The following is an 18,619-nucleotide window of genomic DNA, read 5'->3' as shown; positions in this document are numbered from 1 at the left end:
TAGGTAATATCGTTAGTTACTCTATAGAAAAGAGAATTGCTTAACATTTCTGTAAAATTTATTGGCGTCAGATTTCGGGTTCTGTTAGTTTTCGGACAACTTCCCGACAAGAGATTTCTTGTTTTTTAATGAAACTAAACCGAATTTTGATTTTTGGAATAGTTATTGCTAGTCGTTGTGGGCAGCAGATTGACGTAAACCTTGAGAAAAACATCACAAAATCTCGTAAAAGGGCGGTTTGAAATGCAAATAAAGTTTAAGCAACCACCACTGGCAATAATTGGCGCTATTCTGGGTTTGTCATTTTCGGCGGTATCAATGGCGGCGGTAGTTCCGGCCAGTGTGGCATTAGCGATAGATCAGAGTATTACCATTAATAATGGTTCCGAGGTTGCCTCATTAGATCCACATAAGGTTGAAGGCATTCCTGAAACCAATATTATTCTGAATTTATTAGAAGGTCTGGTGAGCAATGATGCTAATGGGCATATAATTCCGGCAGTTGCCACGCGCTGGGATAATGAGGGTTATAAAGTCTGGACCTTCCATTTGCGAGATAACGCGGTGTGGAGTGATGGAACTCCGGTCACTGCTCAGGATTTTGTCTATAGTTGGCAGCGTTTGGCTAGCCCTAAAGTGGGTTCACCTTATGCCAGTTATTTGCAGTATGCCCAAATTGAGAATGTTGACGAGGTATTGGAAGGGACCAAAAAACCGGATGAATTAGGTGTTAAGGCATTAGATAGCAAAACCTTGCAAGTGACGCTAACGGAGCCGGTTCCTTATTTTATCAGCATGTTATCTCACACCTCGATGAAGCCGGTTAAGCGTGAGGCTGTTGAAAAGTATGGTGATAAATGGACTCTACCACAAAATTTTATCGGTAATGGCGCTTTTCAGTTAAAAGAATGGGTGGTTAATGAGCGGATTGTGCTGGCGCGTAGCCCGACTTACTGGAATAACAACGAAACGGTCATCAATAAGGCCACTTTTTTACCGATAACGTCAGAAGTCAGTGATATTAATCGCTATCGCAGCGGTGAAATCGATATGACTAACAGTGCCATTCCCCCAAATTTATTTGCCAAAATGAAAAAGGATCTGCCATCGCAGGTTCATATCAGCCCATACCTCTGTACTTTCTATTACGAAATTAATAATAAAAAAGCACCATTCACTGACGTCAGAGTGAGAACGGCAATTAAATTAACGCTGGATCGCGACATTATTGCGACTAAAATTATGGGGCAAGGGCAGATCCCTGCCTATGGCTTTACCCCGACATTTACGGGGGGGGGGAATTTCGCATTGCCAGAATGGGCCAACTGGACTCAAGAACAACGCAATGCAGAGGCGAAAAGAGTGCTTGCCGAGGCCGGTTTCAATGCCCAAAATCCATTAAAGTTTACGTTGCTTTATAACACCTCAGATCAAAATAAGCAGCAGGCGATTGCCGCTGCCTCTATGTGGCAGAAAAACCTGGGTGCCACCGTTACCTTGCAGAATCAAGAATGGAAAACCTCTTTAGAAAGCCGCCATCAAGGGCAATTTGATGTTGCCAGGGCGACATGGTGTGGTGACTACAATGAGCCGACCGCTTTTCTGAATATGCTGCTATCGGATAGCAGCAATAATACTTTCTTCTATAAAAATCCAGCATTCGATGCGCTGTTGGCTAAAACGCTGACGACCTCGAGTGTCGAGGCGCGCGCTGCTTTATATCAACAGGCAGAGAACTTATTGGATAAAGATTCTGCAATGGTGCCGGTCTATTATCGAGTCAGTGTTCGACTTATTCGGCCGACTGTCGGCGGATTTACCGGTAAAGACCCACAAGATTTAGTCGATTTAAAAAATCTTTATATGCGTAAGTTGTAGTAAAAATTAAGTAATAAAAGTTTATCGCAGCAAAACAGACTTATATGTCAATTGTTCACAAGCGAAAATCGTGGTGGCATGACAGCAAATAAGAGACAGACAAGGTAATAGGGATGTATAGCACAGTACCGATTTTAGTCTGATGCTAATACATATAGGGCATTACATGGCCGGGTTCGTTCCCCGCGCAATGTGATTTAAAGATACCTTTTAAAGGTGAAGCTTGCTCAGTCTCTGAGCGACGCAATAATAAAATCTGGAGTAGATATCAGCATGACCAACATCACAAAGAAAACTTTCCTGGCCGCAGGTATCGCTGCTGCTATGGGTATGATGGCTGTGGGAACTGCCTTTGCCGCCAATGTGCCGGCAGGTGTACAACTGGCCGAGAAACAGGTTTTAGTTCGCAATAATGGTTCCGAACCTCAGTCACTGGATCCGCATAAAATTGAAGGTGTGCCTGAATCCAATATTTCGCGCGATTTATTGGAAGGGTTGGTTATTAACGATCCAAACGGCAAGATTCTGCCTGGTGTCGCTGAAAGTTGGGATAACAAAGACTTTAAAGTTTGGACTTTCCATCTGCGTAAAGATGCTAAATGGTCAAATGGTGACCCTGTAACAGCACATGATTTCGTTTATAGCTGGCAACGTCTGGCGGACCCTAAAACAGTTTCTCCGTATGCGAGTTATGTACAATATGCCCATATCGCGAATATCGACGATATTATTACCGGCAAAAAATCACCTGATACCTTGGGTGTAAAAGCGTTAGATGACCATACTTTGGAAGTCACGTTGACCGAACCTGTTCCTTATTTAGATAAACTGTTAGCTCATCCATCCATGTCCCCAGTTAATAAAACTGTGGTTGAGAAGTTTGGTGAGAAGTGGACTCAGCCACAGAATTTTGTCGGTAATGGTGCCTATAAGTTAAAAGATTGGACCGTTAACGAACGTATTGTGTTAGAACGCAGCCCAACCTATTGGGATAATGCGAAAACAGTTATCAATCAGGTTACTTACCTGCCAATCTCTTCTGAAGTGACTGATGTTAACCGCTACCGCAGCGGCGAGATCGACATGACCTATAACAACATGCCGATTGAATTATTCCAGAAACTGAAAAAAGAGATCCCACAAGAAGTTCATGTTGACCCGTATCTGTGTACCTATTATTACGAAATCAATAACCAAAAAGCGCCATTCACCGATGCACGCGTTCGTGAAGCACTGAAACTGGGTATGGATCGCGATATCATCGTGAACAAAGTGAAAAACCAAGGTGATTTACCTGCCTATGGCTTTACGCCTCCGTACACCAGCGGTGCAGAATTGACCCCACCAGAATGGTTTGGCTGGACCCAGGAAAAACGTAATGAAGTGGCTAAGAAGTTGCTGGCTGAAGCTGGCTACACACAAGATAAACCACTGAAATTTAACCTGTTGTATAACACCTCTGATCTACACAAGAAATTGGCTATTGCGGCAGCATCTATTTGGAAGAAAAATCTGGGGGTTGACGTTAAGCTGGAAAATCAGGAATGGAAAACCTTCCTTGATACCCGCCATCAAGGCACTTTCGATGTCGCGCGTGCTGGTTGGTGTGCTGACTATAACGAACCGTCGTCATTCCTGAACATGATGCTATCTGACAGCAGCAATAACACGGTGCATTATAAGAGCCCAGCCTTTGATAAGTTGATCCAAGATACGCTGAAAGTAAAATCTGAAAAAGAGCGTGCCGGTTTGTATCAACAAGCTGAGGTATTGCTGGATAAAGATTCTGCTATTGTGCCGTTGTTCTACTATGTGAATGCCCGCTTAGTGAAACCTTATGTCGGTGGATATACCGGTAAAGACCCACTGGATAATATGCACGTTAAAGATCTTTATATTATCAAGCACTAATATATTAAGGGCAGCCGCTGAATTAGCGTGCTGCCCTTATTGCGTTGATAATATAAAGTCGCAGTAAGAGGCTAAAGGTACAGGCAATGTTAAAATTTATTCTACGCCGCTGTCTGGAAGCGATTCCGACACTTTTTATTTTGATAACCATTTCATTTTTTATGATGCGTCTCGCCCCAGGGAGTCCGTTTACTGGCGAGCGTAATCTTCCTCCTGAAGTCATGGCCAATATTGAGGCAAAATATCACCTCAACGACCCAGTTTATAAACAGTATTTCAACTACTTGGGTCAACTTGCGCATGGCGATCTTGGGCCTTCGTTTAAATATAAAGATTACACTGTGAACGATCTGGTGTCTGCATCGTTTCCCGTCTCTGCGAAGCTTGGTTTTGCAGCATTTTTACTCGCAGTAGTATTAGGGGTTAGTGCTGGGGTCATTGCGGCACTGAATCAAAATACCAAATGGGATTATACGGTAATGGGCTTTGCCATGACTGGGGTGGTCATCCCGAGTTTTGTGGTCGCCCCCTTATTAGTGTTGGTTTTTGCCATTATATTGAAATGGTTACCGGGTGGTGGTTGGAATGGCGGAGCGCCGAAGTTTATCATTTTGCCAATGGTCGCGCTGTCGTTGGCTTATATCGCCAGCATTGCGCGTATTACCCGAGGCTCAATGATTGAGGTTCTTCACTCTAACTTTATCCGTACGGCGCGGGCGAAGGGATTACCACTGCGGACCATCGTATTACGCCATGCATTAAAACCGGCGTTGTTGCCTGTTTTATCCTATATGGGGCCTGCGTTTGTAGGGATTATCACCGGTTCGATGGTTATTGAAACCATCTTTGGTTTGCCGGGCATTGGTCAGTTGTTTGTCAACGGAGCGTTAAACCGCGATTACTCTTTGGTGCTGAGTTTGACCATTTTAGTCGGCGCTTTGACTATTTTATTCAATGCGATTGTTGACGTGCTGTATGCCGTTATCGATCCTAAAATCCGTTACTAGCACTGGAGCACGCCAATTATGTTGAGCAATAAAAATAGCGAAGCTCTGGAAGTTTTCAGTGAAAAACTGGAAGTTGAAGGGCGCAGCCTTTGGCAGGATGCCCGCCGTCGTTTTGTTCATAACCGCGCGGCGATCACCAGTTTGGTGATCCTAATGTTAATTACCCTATTTGTTATTTTGGCGCCGATGTTAGCGCAGTTTACTTATTCGGACACGGACTGGGGCATGATGTCAGCCGCCCCGAATATTGAGTCCGGGCACTACTTTGGTACTGACTCTTCTGGTCGGGATCTGTTGGTTCGTGTTGCTATTGGTGGTCGGATCTCATTGATGGTGGGGGTGGCTGCGGCGTTGGTTGCTGTGGTTGTCGGCACCTTGTATGGCTCTTTATCGGGCTATCTCGGCGGGAAAGTCGATTCACTGATGATGCGCCTGTTGGAGATTCTTAACTCATTCCCCTTCATGTTCTTCGTTATTCTGTTAGTGACCTTCTTTGGCCAGAATATTCTATTGATATTTGTGGCGATTGGCATGGTGTCCTGGCTGGATATGGCGCGTATTGTCCGTGGACAAACATTAAGTTTGAAACGGAAAGAGTTTATTGAGGCCGCATTGGTGGGCGGTGTTTCCACACGTAATATCGTATTGCGCCATATCGTTCCGAACGTGTTGGGTGTGGTGGTGGTGTACGCTTCTTTACTGGTTCCCAGTATGATTTTGTTTGAATCTTTCCTGAGTTTCCTTGGCTTAGGCACTCAAGAACCCTTGAGTAGTTGGGGCGCATTGCTAAGTGATGGCGCCAACTCCATGGAAGTGTCGCCATGGTTGCTGATGTTCCCTGCCGGTTTTCTGGTAGTGACCTTGTTCTGTTTCAACTTTATCGGCGATGGCTTGCGTGATGCCCTCGATCCGAAAGATCGCTGAGGAGTAGCACTATGACGACTATTGATAATCGGTCTGCTGTTCAGCAATCGGCATTGTTGGAAAAAAATAGATTGTTGGAACAAAATAGACAGTTGGAACAAAATATCCTGCTGGATGTAAAAGATTTAACCGTGACTTTTGGTACGCCAGATGGTGATGTAACGGCAGTTAACGCCCTTAATTTTGATCTGCGTGCGGGTGAAACATTAGGCATTGTAGGTGAGTCTGGCTCAGGGAAATCGCAAACAGCTTTTGCTTTGATGGGGTTGCTGGCCAGTAATGGCCGGATAGGGGGGTCAGCAAAGTTTAATGGCCGCGAAATCTTAAATCTGCCGGAAAAACAGTTAAACCGTTTGCGGGCTGAGGAAATCTCGATGATATTCCAAGACCCAATGACCTCGTTGAATCCTTATATGCGTGTTGGTGAGCAGCTAATGGAAGTGCTGCAACTGCATAAAAAGATGAGTAAAAGCGAAGCATTTGAAGAGTCAATTCGCATGCTTGATGCGGTAAAAATGCCAGAAGCACGTAAGCGCATGCGCATGTATCCCCATGAGTTCTCTGGTGGTATGCGTCAGCGGGTAATGATTGCAATGGCGCTGTTGTGCCGCCCTAAATTATTGATTGCCGATGAGCCAACAACGGCACTTGATGTCACCGTTCAAGCACAAATCATGACGTTGCTGAATGAGCTAAAGCATGAATTCAATACCGCGATTATCATGATCACCCATGACCTTGGCGTCGTTGCCGGAATCTGCAATAAAGTTCTGGTGATGTATGCAGGGCGGACGATGGAGTATGGTCAGGCCCGCGATGTGTTTTATCACCCAAGTCACCCTTATTCTATTGGTCTACTGAATGCGGTTCCTCGTCTTGATGCTGAAGGCGAATCTCTCATGACGATACCGGGTAATCCGCCGAATTTATTGCGCTTGCCGAAAGGTTGCCCATTCCAACCGCGTTGCCAATATGCCATGGATCGCTGTGGTGTGGCCCCGCCATTGGAGCATTTTGGTGATGGCCGTTTACGTGCCTGTTATAAGCCAGTAGGGGAACTAGTATGAATGCCATGACTGAGAAGAAAGTATTGCTAGAAGTGGCTGATCTAAAAGTCCATTTTGATATTCAGGATGGCAAACAATGGTTCTGGCAGCCATCAAAAACACTAAAAGCCGTTGATGGCGTAACATTGCGCTTGTATGAAGGCGAAACCTTAGGTGTGGTTGGCGAATCTGGCTGTGGCAAATCAACATTCGCCCGTGCCATTATTGGTTTGGTGAAAGCGACCAGTGGCAGTGTTTCATGGCTAGGTAAAGATTTGCTGAGCCTGAGTGATGCACAATGGCGCGCGACCCGTAGTGATATTCAGATGATATTCCAGGATCCACTGGCTTCATTAAACCCGCGTATGACCATCGGTGAAATCATCGCTGAGCCGCTGCGAACTTATCATCCCAAAATGTCGCGTCAAGAAATCAAAGATAAAGTTAAAGCAATGATGCTTAAGGTCGGCTTGTTGCCTAACTTAATCAACCGATATCCCCATGAATTTTCGGGGGGGCAGTGTCAACGTATTGGTATTGCTCGTGCATTGATTCTTGAACCGAAGCTGGTTATCTGTGATGAACCGGTCTCTGCTCTTGATGTGTCAATTCAGGCGCAAGTGGTGAACCTGTTGCAGCAATTACAGCGCGAAATGGGCTTGTCACTAATATTCATCGCCCATGATTTAGCTGTGGTGAAGCATATTTCTGATCGAGTGCTGGTGATGTATTTAGGCCACGCAGTGGAGCTTGGAACCTACGATGAGGTTTATCATAATCCACAACATCCCTATACCAAGGCGCTCATGTCGGCGGTACCTATCCCTGATCCTGACAAAGAAAGGGCGAAAGTGATTCAGCTACTGGAGGGGGAACTGCCCTCACCGATTAATCCGCCATCAGGCTGTGTATTTCGCACTCGTTGTCCGATTGCCGGGCCGGAGTGTGCGAAAACCCGCCCACTGTTAGAGGGCAGCTTCCGCCACGCGGTATCTTGTCTGAAAGTCGATCCGCTATAACATTCTGATGGTGATTGTCCAAAAGCAAAACCCCCGTCAGAGAAATGACGGGGGTTGTTATGATTACGGTATTAGCAGCCATGGGGGAAGGGACGTGTAACGATCACTCTTTCCACAAAATATGGCAAAGTTTATGGTCTTTTTCGCGGCACAGAAGAACTCGCGCAAATACATCATTAATCTCTTCACCATCACTATCAGCAAGGCCAATAACAACTTCGGCGAAAAAATCAGGGTTTAAATCAAAATCGACATGTTCTTGCCAATCTTCGGCTGGATCAAATAACTCCGCACCGCCACGCTCTTCAAACTGAAGGTTAAACAATAAAATATCTGCCGGATCGAGATTGTCCCCCGCCAGCTCCAGAAAGATATCGTAAGCCTGCTCCAGTGTTTCATCTTCAGTCAGGCGGTTATTGAGATCCATTAAGCTTGGCTCTTGTCTATTCTGGTCCATTTGCCGATTCCCATTTGTTATTTGCAGATTGCGCTCATTAAAACATTCTCTATGCCGCTTTTACAATTATTATGCTATCTGAAGTCAATAACTCAGAGAATCTACAATAGGTTTACCACCAGCCGCCTCAGTTATTACAGTAACGGGCTGAAAAAGTAGAATAATCGTTCAGTAACGCGATGCCAGAGAGGGCGTTTATTCCACAATTCACCATCTAACAGTACCGAGCGGGCAATGTAGTCGTCCTGAACTTGCGCCAAATCTGCACCAAAACCATCATCATCAATGACCAGCGTGATTTCAAAGTTCAACCATAAGCTGCGCATATCCAGATTGACCGTGCCAACCAAACTTAGTTGACCGTCGACCAGCACACTTTTGCTGTGCAATAGGCCACCTTCAAACTGATAAACTTTAACGCCCGCTTCCAACAATTCAGAGAAGAATGCCCGGCTAGCCCAACGGACCATCATCGAGTCGTTGTCTCGAGGAACAATAATGCTGACATCAACACCACGTTGTGCTGCGGTACAGATGGCATGCAGCAGGTCATCGCTAGGCACGAAATACGGCGTCGTCATGATTAACTGCTCACGGGCTGCATACACCGCCATTAATAATGCCTGATGAATCATCTCCTCAGGGAATCCAGGGCCAGAGGCGATAACCTGAATGGTATGACCGCTCTCTTCTTCAAACGGCATGATATTAGTATCAGGCGGCGGGGGTAGAATACGTTTGCCGGTTTCAATCTCCCAGTCGCAGGCATATACGATACCTATGGTGGTGGCCACCGGGCCTTCCATCCGTGCCATCATATCGATCCATTGACCTACGCCAGCATCTTGCTTGAAAAACCGAGGATCAACCATATTCATGCTACCGGTATAAGCAACATAATTATCAATCAACACAATTTTACGGTGTTGACGCAAATCCATTCGGCGCAGAAAGACCCGGAACACATTGACTTTGAGTGCTTCGACCACCTCAATCCCAGCATTGCGCATCATCGCCGGATAGGGGGTGCGAAAGAATTGTTGGCTACCGGCGGAGTCCAGCATTAATCGGCAATGAACACCTCGGCGCGCTGCCGCCATTAACGATTCGGCAACTTGATCAACCAAGCCACCAGGCTGCCAGATATAGAACACCATCTCGATATTGTGACGGGCCAGTTCAATGTCACGTACCAGTGCTTTTAATGTGTCATCGGTGGTGGTCAATAACTGTAATTGATTACCTTTAACGCCGCTGATGCCTTGGCGGCGTTCACATAACTGGAATAATGGGGTAGCGACTTCGCTATTTGAAGTGGCAAAAATGTGTTGGCAGTCTTTCAGTTCACTTAACCAGCGAGCAGTGGATGGCCACATCGCTTTTGCTCGCTCAGCACGGCGTTTGCCGAGATGAAGTTCACCAAATGAGAGATACGCAATTATCCCAACTAACGGCAGAATATAAATAACCAGCAGCCATGCCATCGCCGAAGGAACGGCTCTGCGTTTCATCAGAATACGCAATGTTACCCCGGCAATAAGCAACCAATAGCCAAAAACCGAGAGCCAACTGATTACGGTATAAAATGTTGTCATAAGGGCGGAAGTCCTGTTCACAAACGGTCACTAAAGAGTGTACGCACAGTATTGCAAAGGCGAAACCTTTAATCAGATATATTACTGGATAAAATCTTTTAAGCTAAAGGACTTGCAACGGGTAATTAAATATTTAACGGGATTTTTTTGATTTTTCCACGCTGAGCTAAATAAGCTATTTGGACTAAACCCGCGATTTCGCCGTGCAGCGGCTTGGCTCACAAGATGAAAGGTTTATAATAGCCCAGTTCTCAGCTTTGGAAGAATTGTTTCATGAGACGGAGTAAGAATGAGGTGGGCCGTTGGCGTATGCTGCGGCAAAATCAGCGCCGAAGAAATCGCTGGCTTGAAGGTCAATCACGGCGCTATCGCCATATCTATTGTGTCAGGCAGCTCCACGAGCATCAGCATCGTCGGGCGCTATTGTTCACTGTGGCTTATGAATGGTAGTCCGCTGTGGTAGTAATAAAAACAGTCTCTTTATGAGGCTGTTTTTGTTTTAATCATAGTAAACACTGAGCTTTTATTAACTTCTCACCACAAAATATCTCATATTATACTTGCCGGAACTGGGCTGTTGCAGATGAGTTTGTCAATAATTTGTTGCTGGCGTTAAATTCTGGAATGATATTTTATACTTTAAATAGTGTTTTTCTTCGCAGAAAAATCACTCCTATCCTAAATTATCAAAATGCGATAATTCTGATGTTACTACTAATAATAAAAGGTGCAGAATAGTCATTTATAAGTTTATTTCACATCAGAATGACATCGCGCTACCATATATATTAGGTCGCTTCGTTCTAATCATTCAGTTTCAGGGGTGTTACTGTTTGGTTGTTCGAAGCGACCATTCTCCTATGAAATAAATGATTATGAAATAATAACATTGATAATCATCACGATTAAATAATACTTTCTTATCTATCAATGGGTTGATCAGAGTGGTTGCTACTTTTGGCAATCTCTTATATCGTTTTTAGTGATCAATAATAAAAAATTGATCAATTTTATCAATTGATCAATACTGCTGTTCTAATCAAATAAAAGGGTTTTACTGTGGATAGCAGGCTAAACATTGCAGTTGATTGCACTTTTATCTGTGAACCAGTTTACTGGCAGAATGGTAAGTTATTTGCTGTGGAGTTATTGAGTCGGTTCACAACGGCCTCTTTTAAATCGCCTATTTATACTGAGCGCTTCCTTCATCAACTTAATGCTCAAATGAAGGCTAAGCTGCTGTTTGACCAATTATGTGCGGTAAAATCACAGCAGAAATGGTTTATTGACCAACAAATAATACTCTCAATTAATATAGATTTTGATATGGCTCAAACGGTGCTGTATGACGAAGACGTCATATCATTATTAGCTATGATGCCCTTTATCCGGCTAGAAATAATGGAGAGTTTTCCCAATCTCAGTGATGGGCCGAAGAACACACTATTAAGTAAGCTGGCTGAACGATATTCATTATGGTTGGACGATTTTGGTAGCGGTAATGCTCACCTGGCGGCCGTTGCCAGTGGGTTCTTTGAATGTGTCAAAATTGATAAGCACTTTTACTGGCAATGGGGGGGAAGTGCCACGTTCGATAACCTGCTGACACGACTTCGTGAGCACTGCCAGTGCGTGATAGTTGAGGGGGTAGAAACTCATCAACAGCTTACTCAGTTATCTGACCTCGGGGTGGATGCCATGCAAGGTTATCTATTTAGTTCATTTCCGTTGATTGAGGTGGAGAAGTTGTCGCTAGAATAAAGCTAAATTTTTCCGATAGGACATCAACTTAGGGTACTTTTTGTAGTGGATATCACAGTTATATCTGGCTGATGAGTGGATGATAGAGTCCCTATTTCGGTAAAGGCTATAGTTCATGTCTCAATATAAATTAGCTAAAACAGTATTCTTCGGGGATTTAAAAGTTAGCACCGCACTTTATAAGTACGAGATTTATTGTGAAGAATCTGAGCTGGTATACCATGCTGCTATTTATTCTGAGCAAGTCATTGCTGCTGGCAAACACACTTATCCGGTTTGGGTAAGAAAAGACCATATGATTTTAAAAGCACCGGCGCATATGCTGGATAAAGCCGTTGAGGCATGCGAAGAGCATTGGCTGAAGCACTACAAAGCTTAAGGCGGCGTTAACGTCTTTGTTCTGGCTGGTAGTATAAAATCAAATACGCCTGTATTCAGGCGTATGATTAAGTTGACTATTGTTTACCACCACAGCGCAAAACAATCTGCGTGGTTAATCAAATAACTCTGAGAGGAAACTTTTCTTTTTGTAGTGTTTAGGTTTTGCATATCCGTGATTATCTCGTTCACGTTCTCTGGTGTCAGAGTATGGCGCTGATGTTGATGTCGGTGTACTTTCAGCCGATTTTTCAATGATTTTATCCAGTTCTCCGCGATCCAGCCATACACCACGGCAGTTAGGGCAATAATCGATCTCAATGCTCTTACGTTCAGACATCACCAGTTGGGTATCTTTGCATACTGGACACTGCATAGTCTTCATCTCCGCATTTAACAAAATGACTCAACGTCACGATAGAAAAATCGATATCTGATTAGACAATGATTCTCAGTAATTATAAGTAAAGATAATTAAATACATGTAATCGCCGGACGAGATGGCTACATGCAACCGATTTTGTCTATGGTTGGATAGATGTCAGACATCTGTAGTGATTCAGAATACCCGTTTATAGGGTTTTACAATAACCGACTGATACACACCAGCCGCGCTATAAGGGTCTTGTTCCGCCCAGTGTTCAGCCTCTTGTTGCGAGGCAAATTCGGCGATAACAGTCGATCCAGTAAATCCGGCAGCACCAGGGTCTGCGCTATCAATGGCTGGGTTCGGGCCTGCTGTCAGTAGGCGGCCTTGATCCTGCAATACTTGCAGGCGGGCCAGATGTGCAGGGCGAACGGATAAGCGCTTATCAAGTGAATCAGGAACATCCGTTGCAAAGATTATATAAAGCATGTTTCACCTTTAAAATTATCATACCCCTCATACTGCAAGCTGCATCTGCGTTGGCAGCCTTCCTGCAACTCGAATTATGTAGGGTATATACCTCAATATGATGATTTGTATTCGTTGCGCCATAACACCATGTTCTATCCATAAATTCAATAAGGTGCAGAAAGGGCGACATCTAAAATTCTCAGATGAATACACCGGTAGTTAATAATGAAATAAAATGATAACTAAGCGTAACGAGAAAGTATTATTTGGTTGATATTGCCGTTTAAAGCATCATTTAAGGCTGTTGAGGAAGATTGTTTGCGCTTGCTTATTGAATATGATTGCTATTTGCATTTACACTTAGCTGCATTAGAGGACATTGAATTATTATGCAGCTAAATAAATTTTTCCTGGGTCGACGGCTTACATGGCCAATCGTATTTTCAGTTGGTTTACATGGCAGCGTAGTTGCGGCATTACTGTACGTTTCTGTCGAGCAAATGAAGGTACAACCTGAAATAGAGGATGCACCGCTGGCCGTTACGATGGTCAATATAGCCACCTTTGCCGCACCACAACCAGCGGCGGCGGAGCCACAGGCCGAACCGGAACCCGTTGAAGAAACACCGCCAGAGCCTGAGGTGTTGCCAGAACCTGTTCCTGTACCGATTCCTGAACCGGTGAAGCCGAAACCAAAGCCCAAGCCTAAACCGGTGAAAAAAGAAGTTAAAAAGCCGGTAGTGAAAAAGACCGAAGCACCACCGGATGACAAGCCGTTCAAATCTGATGAGCCGGCACTGGTTGCCAATAATGCGCCGGTAAAAGCCGCGCCGAAAGCGTCAGTTCCGGGGGCATCAACCACTGCTGGGCCAAGAGCCTTGAGTAAGGCGAAGCCAACTTATCCGGCAAGGGCACTGGCTTTGGGGGTCGAAGGGCAGGTTAAGGTCCAATACGATATTGACGAAAATGGTCGTGTCACTAATGTGCGCGTTTTGGAAGCGACGCCGCGTAATACCTTTGAGCGTGAGGTGAAGCAAGTGATGCGTAAATGGCGATTTGAAGCGGTTGCGGCTAAAGATTATGTCACCACCATTGTGTTCAAGATCGGCGGCAATATGGAAATGAACTAAGGTTATTATGGTGTTACTCAGTCTGCTATTGAGTAATCAGCAAATATCATAATAAGAAAAGGGTCGCTGTTATACAGGGCGACCCTTTTTTGCGTCAGGACAAGCTCGGCCAACGATTATTGCGTTGCGCCAACCTCGAAATTCCCTCTGCCGTTAGGTAGCGCACGGGCTTTACCGGCATCATCCACCGCTACATAGGTAAATACCGCTTCAGTGGCACGATAGCGCTGCCCGATTGGCTCAGAAGAGACCTTTTTCACCCACACTTCAATATTGATGGTAATTGAGCTACGGCCGGTTTTAATACAGCGGGCATAGCAACAAACCACATCGCCCACAGCGACTGGCTTGAGGAAGGTCATCCCATCCACCCGAACAGTGACAACTCGCCCTTGAGCTATCTCTTTGGCCTGAATGGCTCCGCCAATATCCATTTGTGACATTAACCAACCGCCAAATATATCACCATTAGCATTAGTGTCTGCGGGCATTGCAAGGGTACGAAGTACCAATTCACCATTAGGTAATGATTGCTCACCGCGAGGTGATAATTGTTCCTGAGTCATCTCTGCCTACTTCTAAAAGTAAATCTATTCACCTGGAATGGCTCACTGAAATTTCAATAAGCGCAAATATACCAACGTCATTGAGGCCGCAGGGCGATGCCTGTTTGCAGTCTCAATGACGTTGGGAGCTATTATTTAAGATTATGACTTTTTCTGTTCTTCCGGCATATGTCGGTAAATATAAACGCCACTGATCAATGTGAATATCAGGGTGAGTGCGGTTAAACCAAAGACTTTAAAGTTTACCCAAATATCTTGCGGTAACCAGAATGCGACATAAATGTTCAGCAGGCCACAAGCCAGGAAGAACAGCGCCCATGACATATTCAGTGTTGACCATACCGCATCTGGTAGCGTTAGCTCTTTACCCAGCATGCGCTGAATCAATGGTTTTTTCATAACCCATTGGCTTATTAACAAAGCAACAGCGAACAGTGCATATAACACCGTCACTTTCCATTTAATGAATAAGTCGCTGTGGAATGTGAGCGTCAAGGTCCCGAATACCAGCACCATAACAGCGGTAACTAATGTCATCTTTTCTACTTTACGGTACTTAACCCAGGTAAAGGCTAACGCGAGTAGTGTCGCGACAATCAGCGCCCCTGAGGCGACAAAAATGTCATACATCTTGTAGAAAACGAAAAATACGACCAGTGGGAGAAAATCTAAAAGTTGCTTCATGAATCAATCCATCATTTGTACACAGCCCGACTATACCGGATTCAGTGGTGTGAGGGTACCAGCGGTAAAATACTATTATCCTTAATTATCCGTCGGAATGCGCGCTCTGCCAGTGGAATTTGCAGAAACTTACGATAAACAAGTAACAGATTTTGTCAGCATATTGCCAGTAGTGCGTTAACCCAGCATGATGAGTAATAATTATTGGGTTAGGTGTTGTGGAGTAAATATGCAGAGAAGATCACTTCGGTACTGGATGCCGGGTTTGACCCAATTGATGGCGTATGAACGTGAATGGCTCAAACCCGATGTCAGGGCGGGTCTATCCGTGGCCGCAGTCGCATTACCTATTGCTATTGCTTATGCTGAATTGACGGGGGTTAGTGCCGCTGTTGGTTTGTACTCATGTATTTTGCCAATGATTGCCTACGCTTTCTTTGGTTCATCGCGACAATTAATCGTCGGACCTGATGCGGCAACTTGTGCGGTGATTGCCGCGGTGGTCGCGCCGCTGGCTGCGGGGAGCAGTGAGGTGCATTGGCAGCTCACCATCATGATGACATTGATGATGGGCACATGGTGTCTGGTGGCCAGTCGTTTCAAGCTGGGGGCTTTGGCTGATCTATTATCACGGCCAATATTGACCGGGTTACTTAATGGGGTGGCAATTACCATTATTGTCGATCAGCTCGGTAAGGTTTTTGGTTTTATGACCCGCCCCCCACAACTGATTGAGCGGGTACTGGCATTACCCCATAATTTGATTAATAGCCATTTGCCCACTGTCGCCATTTCACTACTGACTTTTGTGGTGCTGTATGGTGTTAAGTGGTTACGACCAAACTGGCCTGCACCGCTGTTGGCGATCGTCATGGCGACCTTTGTTTCCTGGGCTGCCAATATGCAGCAATTTGGCGTGGCGGTGGTCGGCGGGTTCGATGGTGGCTTGCCAATGGTGCATTGGCCTGATTTCCAACCCGGCCTGCTGCGCGATATGGTTATCCCGGCACTTAACCTGGCCGTGGTCAGTTTTGTTAGCATGATGCTGACCGCGCGTAGTTTTGCCGCCAAAAATGGTTATGAGGTGGATGCCGATGTAGAACTGCGCGCCTTGGGTATTACCAACATTGTTTCAGCGCTATCACAAGGTTTTGCTATCAGTGGGGCCAGTACCCGTACAGCCGTAAATGACGCCAATAATGGCAAAAGCCAGTTGGTTTCTATTATTGCTGCGTTGATGATTGCGATGGTGTTGCTGTTTTTAACCCGGCCGTTGCAATTTATCCCGGTAGCAGCGCTGGGCGTGGTGCTGATTTATGCTGCCTGGTCACTACTGGGATTCAGGAGTTTATGGCAATTACGTAAACGTAATACTCAGGCTTTCTATTTAGCGATATTTACTTTTGTCAGCGTAGTATTGGTCGGCGTGATTAGTGGTATCGGATTGGCGGTACTGTTGGGGCTATTGCAGTTCCTGCGCACGGTATTCCGCCCAACAGAACAGTTATTAGGGGTTAATGCTGATGGTATGATCCATTCAATGCGTAGCGGCAATGGGATCAAACCTGTACCCGGCGTGATGATTTATCGTTTTAATTCACCTCTGACCTATTTTAACGTGGCGTACTTTAAGCGGCGGATTTTGAATTTGGTTGACAGTACACCCCATCAGGCAGATTGGGTGGTTATTGATGCGGTCGCCAGTTTTACCTATGCCGATATCAGTGTTCTATCGGCGATTGATGAGCTTAAACGTGACCTGAAGCAACGCAATATTAAGTTGATACTGGCGGGAAGACGTACCGAACTAACACGCTGGTTTAGAGTTAATCAATTGAAAAGTCAGGATAATGACCTAATTCTGGTACCGGATCTCTATCTGGCACTAAAACTGATTCAAAGTAAGCAGCGGGTGGCAGAGAAACAAGAACCAGAGATAGGTGCCGAGCCTGAAGTTAGTGCATAGGTATCAATCATTGATGAACAAAAAGGGCCGTAATGGCCCTTTTTGCTTTTACTTGGCGGGGTACTTACTCCGCTGGAGTGGCAGGGCGCAACAACATATATAAACGGAACAAATACACCAGCAATAATGCAGAAACCAGATTGCTAAGCGCACTTAAAATAATAGTCGCAATCGGTGTTGGCAAAATAGTCAGGTGGCTTACCAGATACAACAGAATCAATTTGGCCGCTATCCACAGCATCATCGCAGGGATGATTAACCGCACATTGGCAAATGCCAATTTAATACTGACTCTTATGGCCGAGAAAACCCCCATTTTCTCTGTGGTCACGATAATCGGTGAGAGTGATAACGCGACAGCAATGACCACACCAGGCACGATAAATATTGTTAATCCTAACTGAATCAACAAAGTACCGATAAACATCAGCAGCAGCAAGCGAGGCAAGATCGGTACTGAAATACCAATAGCTTGCAATGCACTGACCCGACGGCCCATCGATACCATAGAAATCAGGGTTAGCATTCCACCGACTAATAACACGTTACCGACTAAGGCAGAAAAGGTCGCCGCCGCAGAGACTTTAAGCAGCACCATCTGCTGCTCCGGTGTCATCTGCGATACTATCTCACTGATACTGACACTTGCTGATGACGCAATATCACCGTCCGCAGCACTTAAAATACCCAGTTGTTCAGCATCAGGGATAAATGCCTGATTCAGCATGACGGTAATGAACGCAGTCAGTAAAGCCAGCAGCAGGATTGCCGGCAGTTGATTACGTAAAAAGTTAAAACTGTCACGGTATAAACTGTTAGCCGTGATAGGCATGAAAGCTCCTTGGGATCGAAAAAATAGCGCTAGCCGATGATTATACCTTGTTATGAGGCGCTGTGGGATCCTGTCATTAATCTAGCAGTGATTTCTTCTAATCTGATTACCTCGACGTTATCAATAGCTAACGGTGGTAACCCATAGTGCGCACGGGCGCGGTCACAGTGCGGATTATGAATTCCGGCATCCCCTGAGCGTTCAAATTCATAACAGGGTGGTGGGCGGTCGCCATAAATTGTACAGGAAACAGCGTGACCGACTTCACCTTGAAGTGCACTGCAACGGGGGGATTTACAGTTAGTACCGGACATACAGCTTATAAAGGGTGTGACTTGTTCGGTCATGGCGTTGGGCACTGTACCGCCTCCCTCTTTGGCTTCAGCCCAATAGAACGACACTCTAAAATAGGCGCAACACGCACCACAGTTTTGACACGGATTAATTTCAGCGTTCATCTTGAATCTACTGCTCCTTACAAAGTAAACAGCCAACCGATCGCGATTTCACACATACAACATCCAAGCATAGCAGCATGACAACGGTTCCATTTTTCATCAATGGCTGTTAGCACAATTTGCGGCTAAATGGTTTTTATGATCCAGATCAATTTCAATATTATTAATG

General features: G+C 45.2%; 19 protein-coding genes. 11 read left to right on the top strand and 8 right to left on the bottom strand.

What is annotated here, in order from left to right; genetic code table 11:
* Positions 1–243: 243 nt before the first annotated feature.
* From V2A85_RS13895 to oppF, 6 genes are all read left to right on the top strand, one after another.
* Positions 244–1,878, top strand: a complete 1,635-nt coding sequence (locus V2A85_RS13895) for an ABC transporter substrate-binding protein (RefSeq protein ID WP_420071664.1) — start codon at positions 244–246, stop codon at positions 1,876–1,878.
* Between the two features lie 273 nt (positions 1,879–2,151).
* Positions 2,152–3,789 (top strand): oligopeptide ABC transporter substrate-binding protein OppA, encoded by a 1,638-nt coding sequence (gene oppA, locus V2A85_RS13890; RefSeq protein ID WP_372558960.1) that lies wholly within the window; start codon positions 2,152–2,154, stop codon positions 3,787–3,789.
* A gap of 86 nt (positions 3,790–3,875) precedes the next feature.
* A complete protein-coding gene (gene oppB, locus V2A85_RS13885) occupies positions 3,876–4,796 on the top strand; it encodes an oligopeptide ABC transporter permease OppB (protein WP_083158944.1) in 921 nt (306 codons plus the stop codon).
* A 15-nt stretch (positions 4,797–4,811) separates the two neighbouring features.
* Entirely contained in the window at positions 4,812–5,720 is a 909-nt protein-coding gene (gene oppC / locus V2A85_RS13880; RefSeq protein ID WP_083158943.1) for an oligopeptide ABC transporter permease OppC, read from the top strand.
* Between the two features lie 11 nt (positions 5,721–5,731).
* Positions 5,732–6,787 (top strand): ABC transporter ATP-binding protein, encoded by a 1,056-nt coding sequence (locus tag V2A85_RS13875; protein WP_372558961.1) that lies wholly within the window; start codon positions 5,732–5,734, stop codon positions 6,785–6,787.
* Positions 6,784–7,785, top strand: coding sequence for a murein tripeptide/oligopeptide ABC transporter ATP binding protein OppF (oppF, locus tag V2A85_RS13870; RefSeq protein ID WP_372558962.1), 1,002 nt, complete (start codon positions 6,784–6,786; stop codon positions 7,783–7,785). The genes V2A85_RS13875 and oppF overlap by 4 nt, the downstream gene beginning before the upstream one ends.
* Positions 7,786–7,888: 103 nt before the next feature.
* On the opposite strand, the gene V2A85_RS13865 is transcribed toward oppF, so the two are convergent.
* The gene (locus V2A85_RS13865) at positions 7,889–8,212 is read right to left on the bottom strand and encodes an HI1450 family dsDNA-mimic protein (protein ID WP_032819973.1); all 324 of its coding nucleotides are present in this window, start codon (positions 8,210–8,212) and stop codon (positions 7,889–7,891) included.
* 164 nt (positions 8,213–8,376) lie between these two features.
* Complete coding sequence (gene cls, locus V2A85_RS13860) at positions 8,377–9,837, bottom strand: cardiolipin synthase (RefSeq protein ID WP_083158940.1); 1,461 nt, start codon at positions 9,835–9,837, stop codon at positions 8,377–8,379.
* A gap of 273 nt (positions 9,838–10,110) precedes the next feature.
* Between cls and V2A85_RS13855 the strand changes: the two genes are divergently transcribed.
* From V2A85_RS13855 to V2A85_RS13845, 3 genes are all read left to right on the top strand, one after another.
* On the top strand, positions 10,111–10,287 hold the full coding sequence (locus V2A85_RS13855; protein ID WP_071843552.1) for a YciY family protein: 177 nt from the start codon (positions 10,111–10,113) through the stop codon (positions 10,285–10,287).
* Between the two features lie 609 nt (positions 10,288–10,896).
* Positions 10,897–11,598, top strand: a complete 702-nt coding sequence (locus V2A85_RS13850; RefSeq protein ID WP_083158939.1) for an EAL domain-containing protein — start codon at positions 10,897–10,899, stop codon at positions 11,596–11,598.
* A gap of 115 nt (positions 11,599–11,713) precedes the next feature.
* Positions 11,714–11,977: a hypothetical protein gene (locus tag V2A85_RS13845; protein ID WP_083158938.1), complete on the top strand. Its 264-nt coding sequence runs from the start codon at positions 11,714–11,716 to the stop codon at positions 11,975–11,977.
* A 114-nt stretch (positions 11,978–12,091) separates the two neighbouring features.
* On the opposite strand, the gene V2A85_RS13840 is transcribed toward V2A85_RS13845, so the two are convergent.
* Together V2A85_RS13840 and V2A85_RS13835 are read right to left on the bottom strand one after the other, a co-directional pair.
* On the bottom strand, positions 12,092–12,352 hold the full coding sequence (locus tag V2A85_RS13840) for a zf-TFIIB domain-containing protein (protein ID WP_083158937.1): 261 nt from the start codon (positions 12,350–12,352) through the stop codon (positions 12,092–12,094).
* Positions 12,353–12,535: 183 nt separating this feature from the next.
* On the bottom strand, positions 12,536–12,832 hold the full coding sequence (locus V2A85_RS13835; protein ID WP_083158936.1) for a YciI family protein: 297 nt from the start codon (positions 12,830–12,832) through the stop codon (positions 12,536–12,538).
* 371 nt (positions 12,833–13,203) lie between these two features.
* Here V2A85_RS13835 and tonB point away from each other — a divergent pair, with 371 nt between their 5' ends.
* Positions 13,204–13,944 carry a TonB system transport protein TonB gene (gene tonB, locus V2A85_RS13830; protein WP_372569143.1) on the top strand — a complete coding sequence of 247 codons (741 nt, stop codon included), beginning with the start codon at positions 13,204–13,206 and terminating at the stop codon, positions 13,942–13,944.
* Between the two features lie 116 nt (positions 13,945–14,060).
* On the opposite strand, the gene yciA is transcribed toward tonB, so the two are convergent.
* Positions 14,061–14,510 (bottom strand): acyl-CoA thioester hydrolase YciA, encoded by a 450-nt coding sequence (gene yciA, locus V2A85_RS13825; RefSeq protein WP_050110472.1) that lies wholly within the window; start codon positions 14,508–14,510, stop codon positions 14,061–14,063.
* A gap of 141 nt (positions 14,511–14,651) precedes the next feature.
* Positions 14,652–15,194 (bottom strand): septation protein A, encoded by a 543-nt coding sequence (locus V2A85_RS13820; protein WP_083158934.1) that lies wholly within the window; start codon positions 15,192–15,194, stop codon positions 14,652–14,654.
* Positions 15,195–15,423: 229 nt separating this feature from the next.
* Here V2A85_RS13820 and V2A85_RS13815 point away from each other — a divergent pair, with 229 nt between their 5' ends.
* Complete coding sequence (locus V2A85_RS13815) at positions 15,424–17,160, top strand: SulP family inorganic anion transporter (protein WP_420071663.1); 1,737 nt, start codon at positions 15,424–15,426, stop codon at positions 17,158–17,160.
* Between the two features lie 64 nt (positions 17,161–17,224).
* Here the strand turns inward: V2A85_RS13815 and V2A85_RS13810 are convergent, their stop codons facing one another.
* Together V2A85_RS13810 and V2A85_RS13805 are read right to left on the bottom strand one after the other, a co-directional pair.
* Positions 17,225–17,992 carry a YciC family protein gene (locus V2A85_RS13810; protein ID WP_372558966.1) on the bottom strand — a complete coding sequence of 256 codons (768 nt, stop codon included), beginning with the start codon at positions 17,990–17,992 and terminating at the stop codon, positions 17,225–17,227.
* 50 nt (positions 17,993–18,042) lie between these two features.
* On the bottom strand, positions 18,043–18,450 hold the full coding sequence (locus V2A85_RS13805; protein WP_372558967.1) for a YkgJ family cysteine cluster protein: 408 nt from the start codon (positions 18,448–18,450) through the stop codon (positions 18,043–18,045).
* Positions 18,451–18,619 lie beyond the last annotated feature (169 nt).

It is taken from the genome of Yersinia sp. 1252 StPb PI (assembly GCF_048593885.1).
In the GTDB taxonomy this organism is placed as follows: Bacteria; Pseudomonadota; Gammaproteobacteria; order Enterobacterales; family Enterobacteriaceae; genus Yersinia; species Yersinia enterocolitica_E.
The sequence above is the reverse complement of the archived record's forward strand: the minus strand, read 5'-3'. Positions and strand labels throughout refer to the sequence as shown.

What these genes read in the sequence shown, in the direction of transcription:
- V2A85_RS13895 (WP_420071664.1), top strand. Translation starts at nt 244, where the DNA reads ATGCAAATAAAGTTTAAGCAACCACCACTGGCAATAATTGGCGCTATT.
- oppA (WP_372558960.1), top strand. Translation starts at nt 2,152, where the DNA reads ATGACCAACATCACAAAGAAAACTTTCCTGGCCGCAGGTATCGCTGCT.
- oppB (WP_083158944.1), top strand. Translation starts at nt 3,876, where the DNA reads ATGTTAAAATTTATTCTACGCCGCTGTCTGGAAGCGATTCCGACACTT.
- V2A85_RS13875 (WP_372558961.1), top strand. Translation starts at nt 5,732, where the DNA reads ATGACGACTATTGATAATCGGTCTGCTGTTCAGCAATCGGCATTGTTG.
- oppF (WP_372558962.1), top strand. Translation starts at nt 6,784, where the DNA reads ATGAATGCCATGACTGAGAAGAAAGTATTGCTAGAAGTGGCTGATCTA.
- V2A85_RS13865 (WP_032819973.1), bottom strand. Translation starts at nt 8,212, where the DNA reads ATGGATCTCAATAACCGCCTGACTGAAGATGAAACACTGGAGCAGGCT.
- cls (WP_083158940.1), bottom strand. Translation starts at nt 9,837, where the DNA reads ATGACAACATTTTATACCGTAATCAGTTGGCTCTCGGTTTTTGGCTAT.
- V2A85_RS13855 (WP_071843552.1), top strand. Translation starts at nt 10,111, where the DNA reads ATGAGACGGAGTAAGAATGAGGTGGGCCGTTGGCGTATGCTGCGGCAA.
- V2A85_RS13845 (WP_083158938.1), top strand. Translation starts at nt 11,714, where the DNA reads ATGTCTCAATATAAATTAGCTAAAACAGTATTCTTCGGGGATTTAAAA.
- V2A85_RS13840 (WP_083158937.1), bottom strand. Translation starts at nt 12,352, where the DNA reads ATGCAGTGTCCAGTATGCAAAGATACCCAACTGGTGATGTCTGAACGT.
- V2A85_RS13835 (WP_083158936.1), bottom strand. Translation starts at nt 12,832, where the DNA reads ATGCTTTATATAATCTTTGCAACGGATGTTCCTGATTCACTTGATAAG.
- tonB (WP_372569143.1), top strand. Translation starts at nt 13,204, where the DNA reads ATGCAGCTAAATAAATTTTTCCTGGGTCGACGGCTTACATGGCCAATC.
- yciA (WP_050110472.1), bottom strand. Translation starts at nt 14,510, where the DNA reads ATGACTCAGGAACAATTATCACCTCGCGGTGAGCAATCATTACCTAAT.
- V2A85_RS13820 (WP_083158934.1), bottom strand. Translation starts at nt 15,194, where the DNA reads ATGAAGCAACTTTTAGATTTTCTCCCACTGGTCGTATTTTTCGTTTTC.
- V2A85_RS13815 (WP_420071663.1), top strand. Translation starts at nt 15,424, where the DNA reads ATGCAGAGAAGATCACTTCGGTACTGGATGCCGGGTTTGACCCAATTG.
- V2A85_RS13810 (WP_372558966.1), bottom strand. Translation starts at nt 17,992, where the DNA reads ATGCCTATCACGGCTAACAGTTTATACCGTGACAGTTTTAACTTTTTA.
- V2A85_RS13805 (WP_372558967.1), bottom strand. Translation starts at nt 18,450, where the DNA reads ATGAACGCTGAAATTAATCCGTGTCAAAACTGTGGTGCGTGTTGCGCC.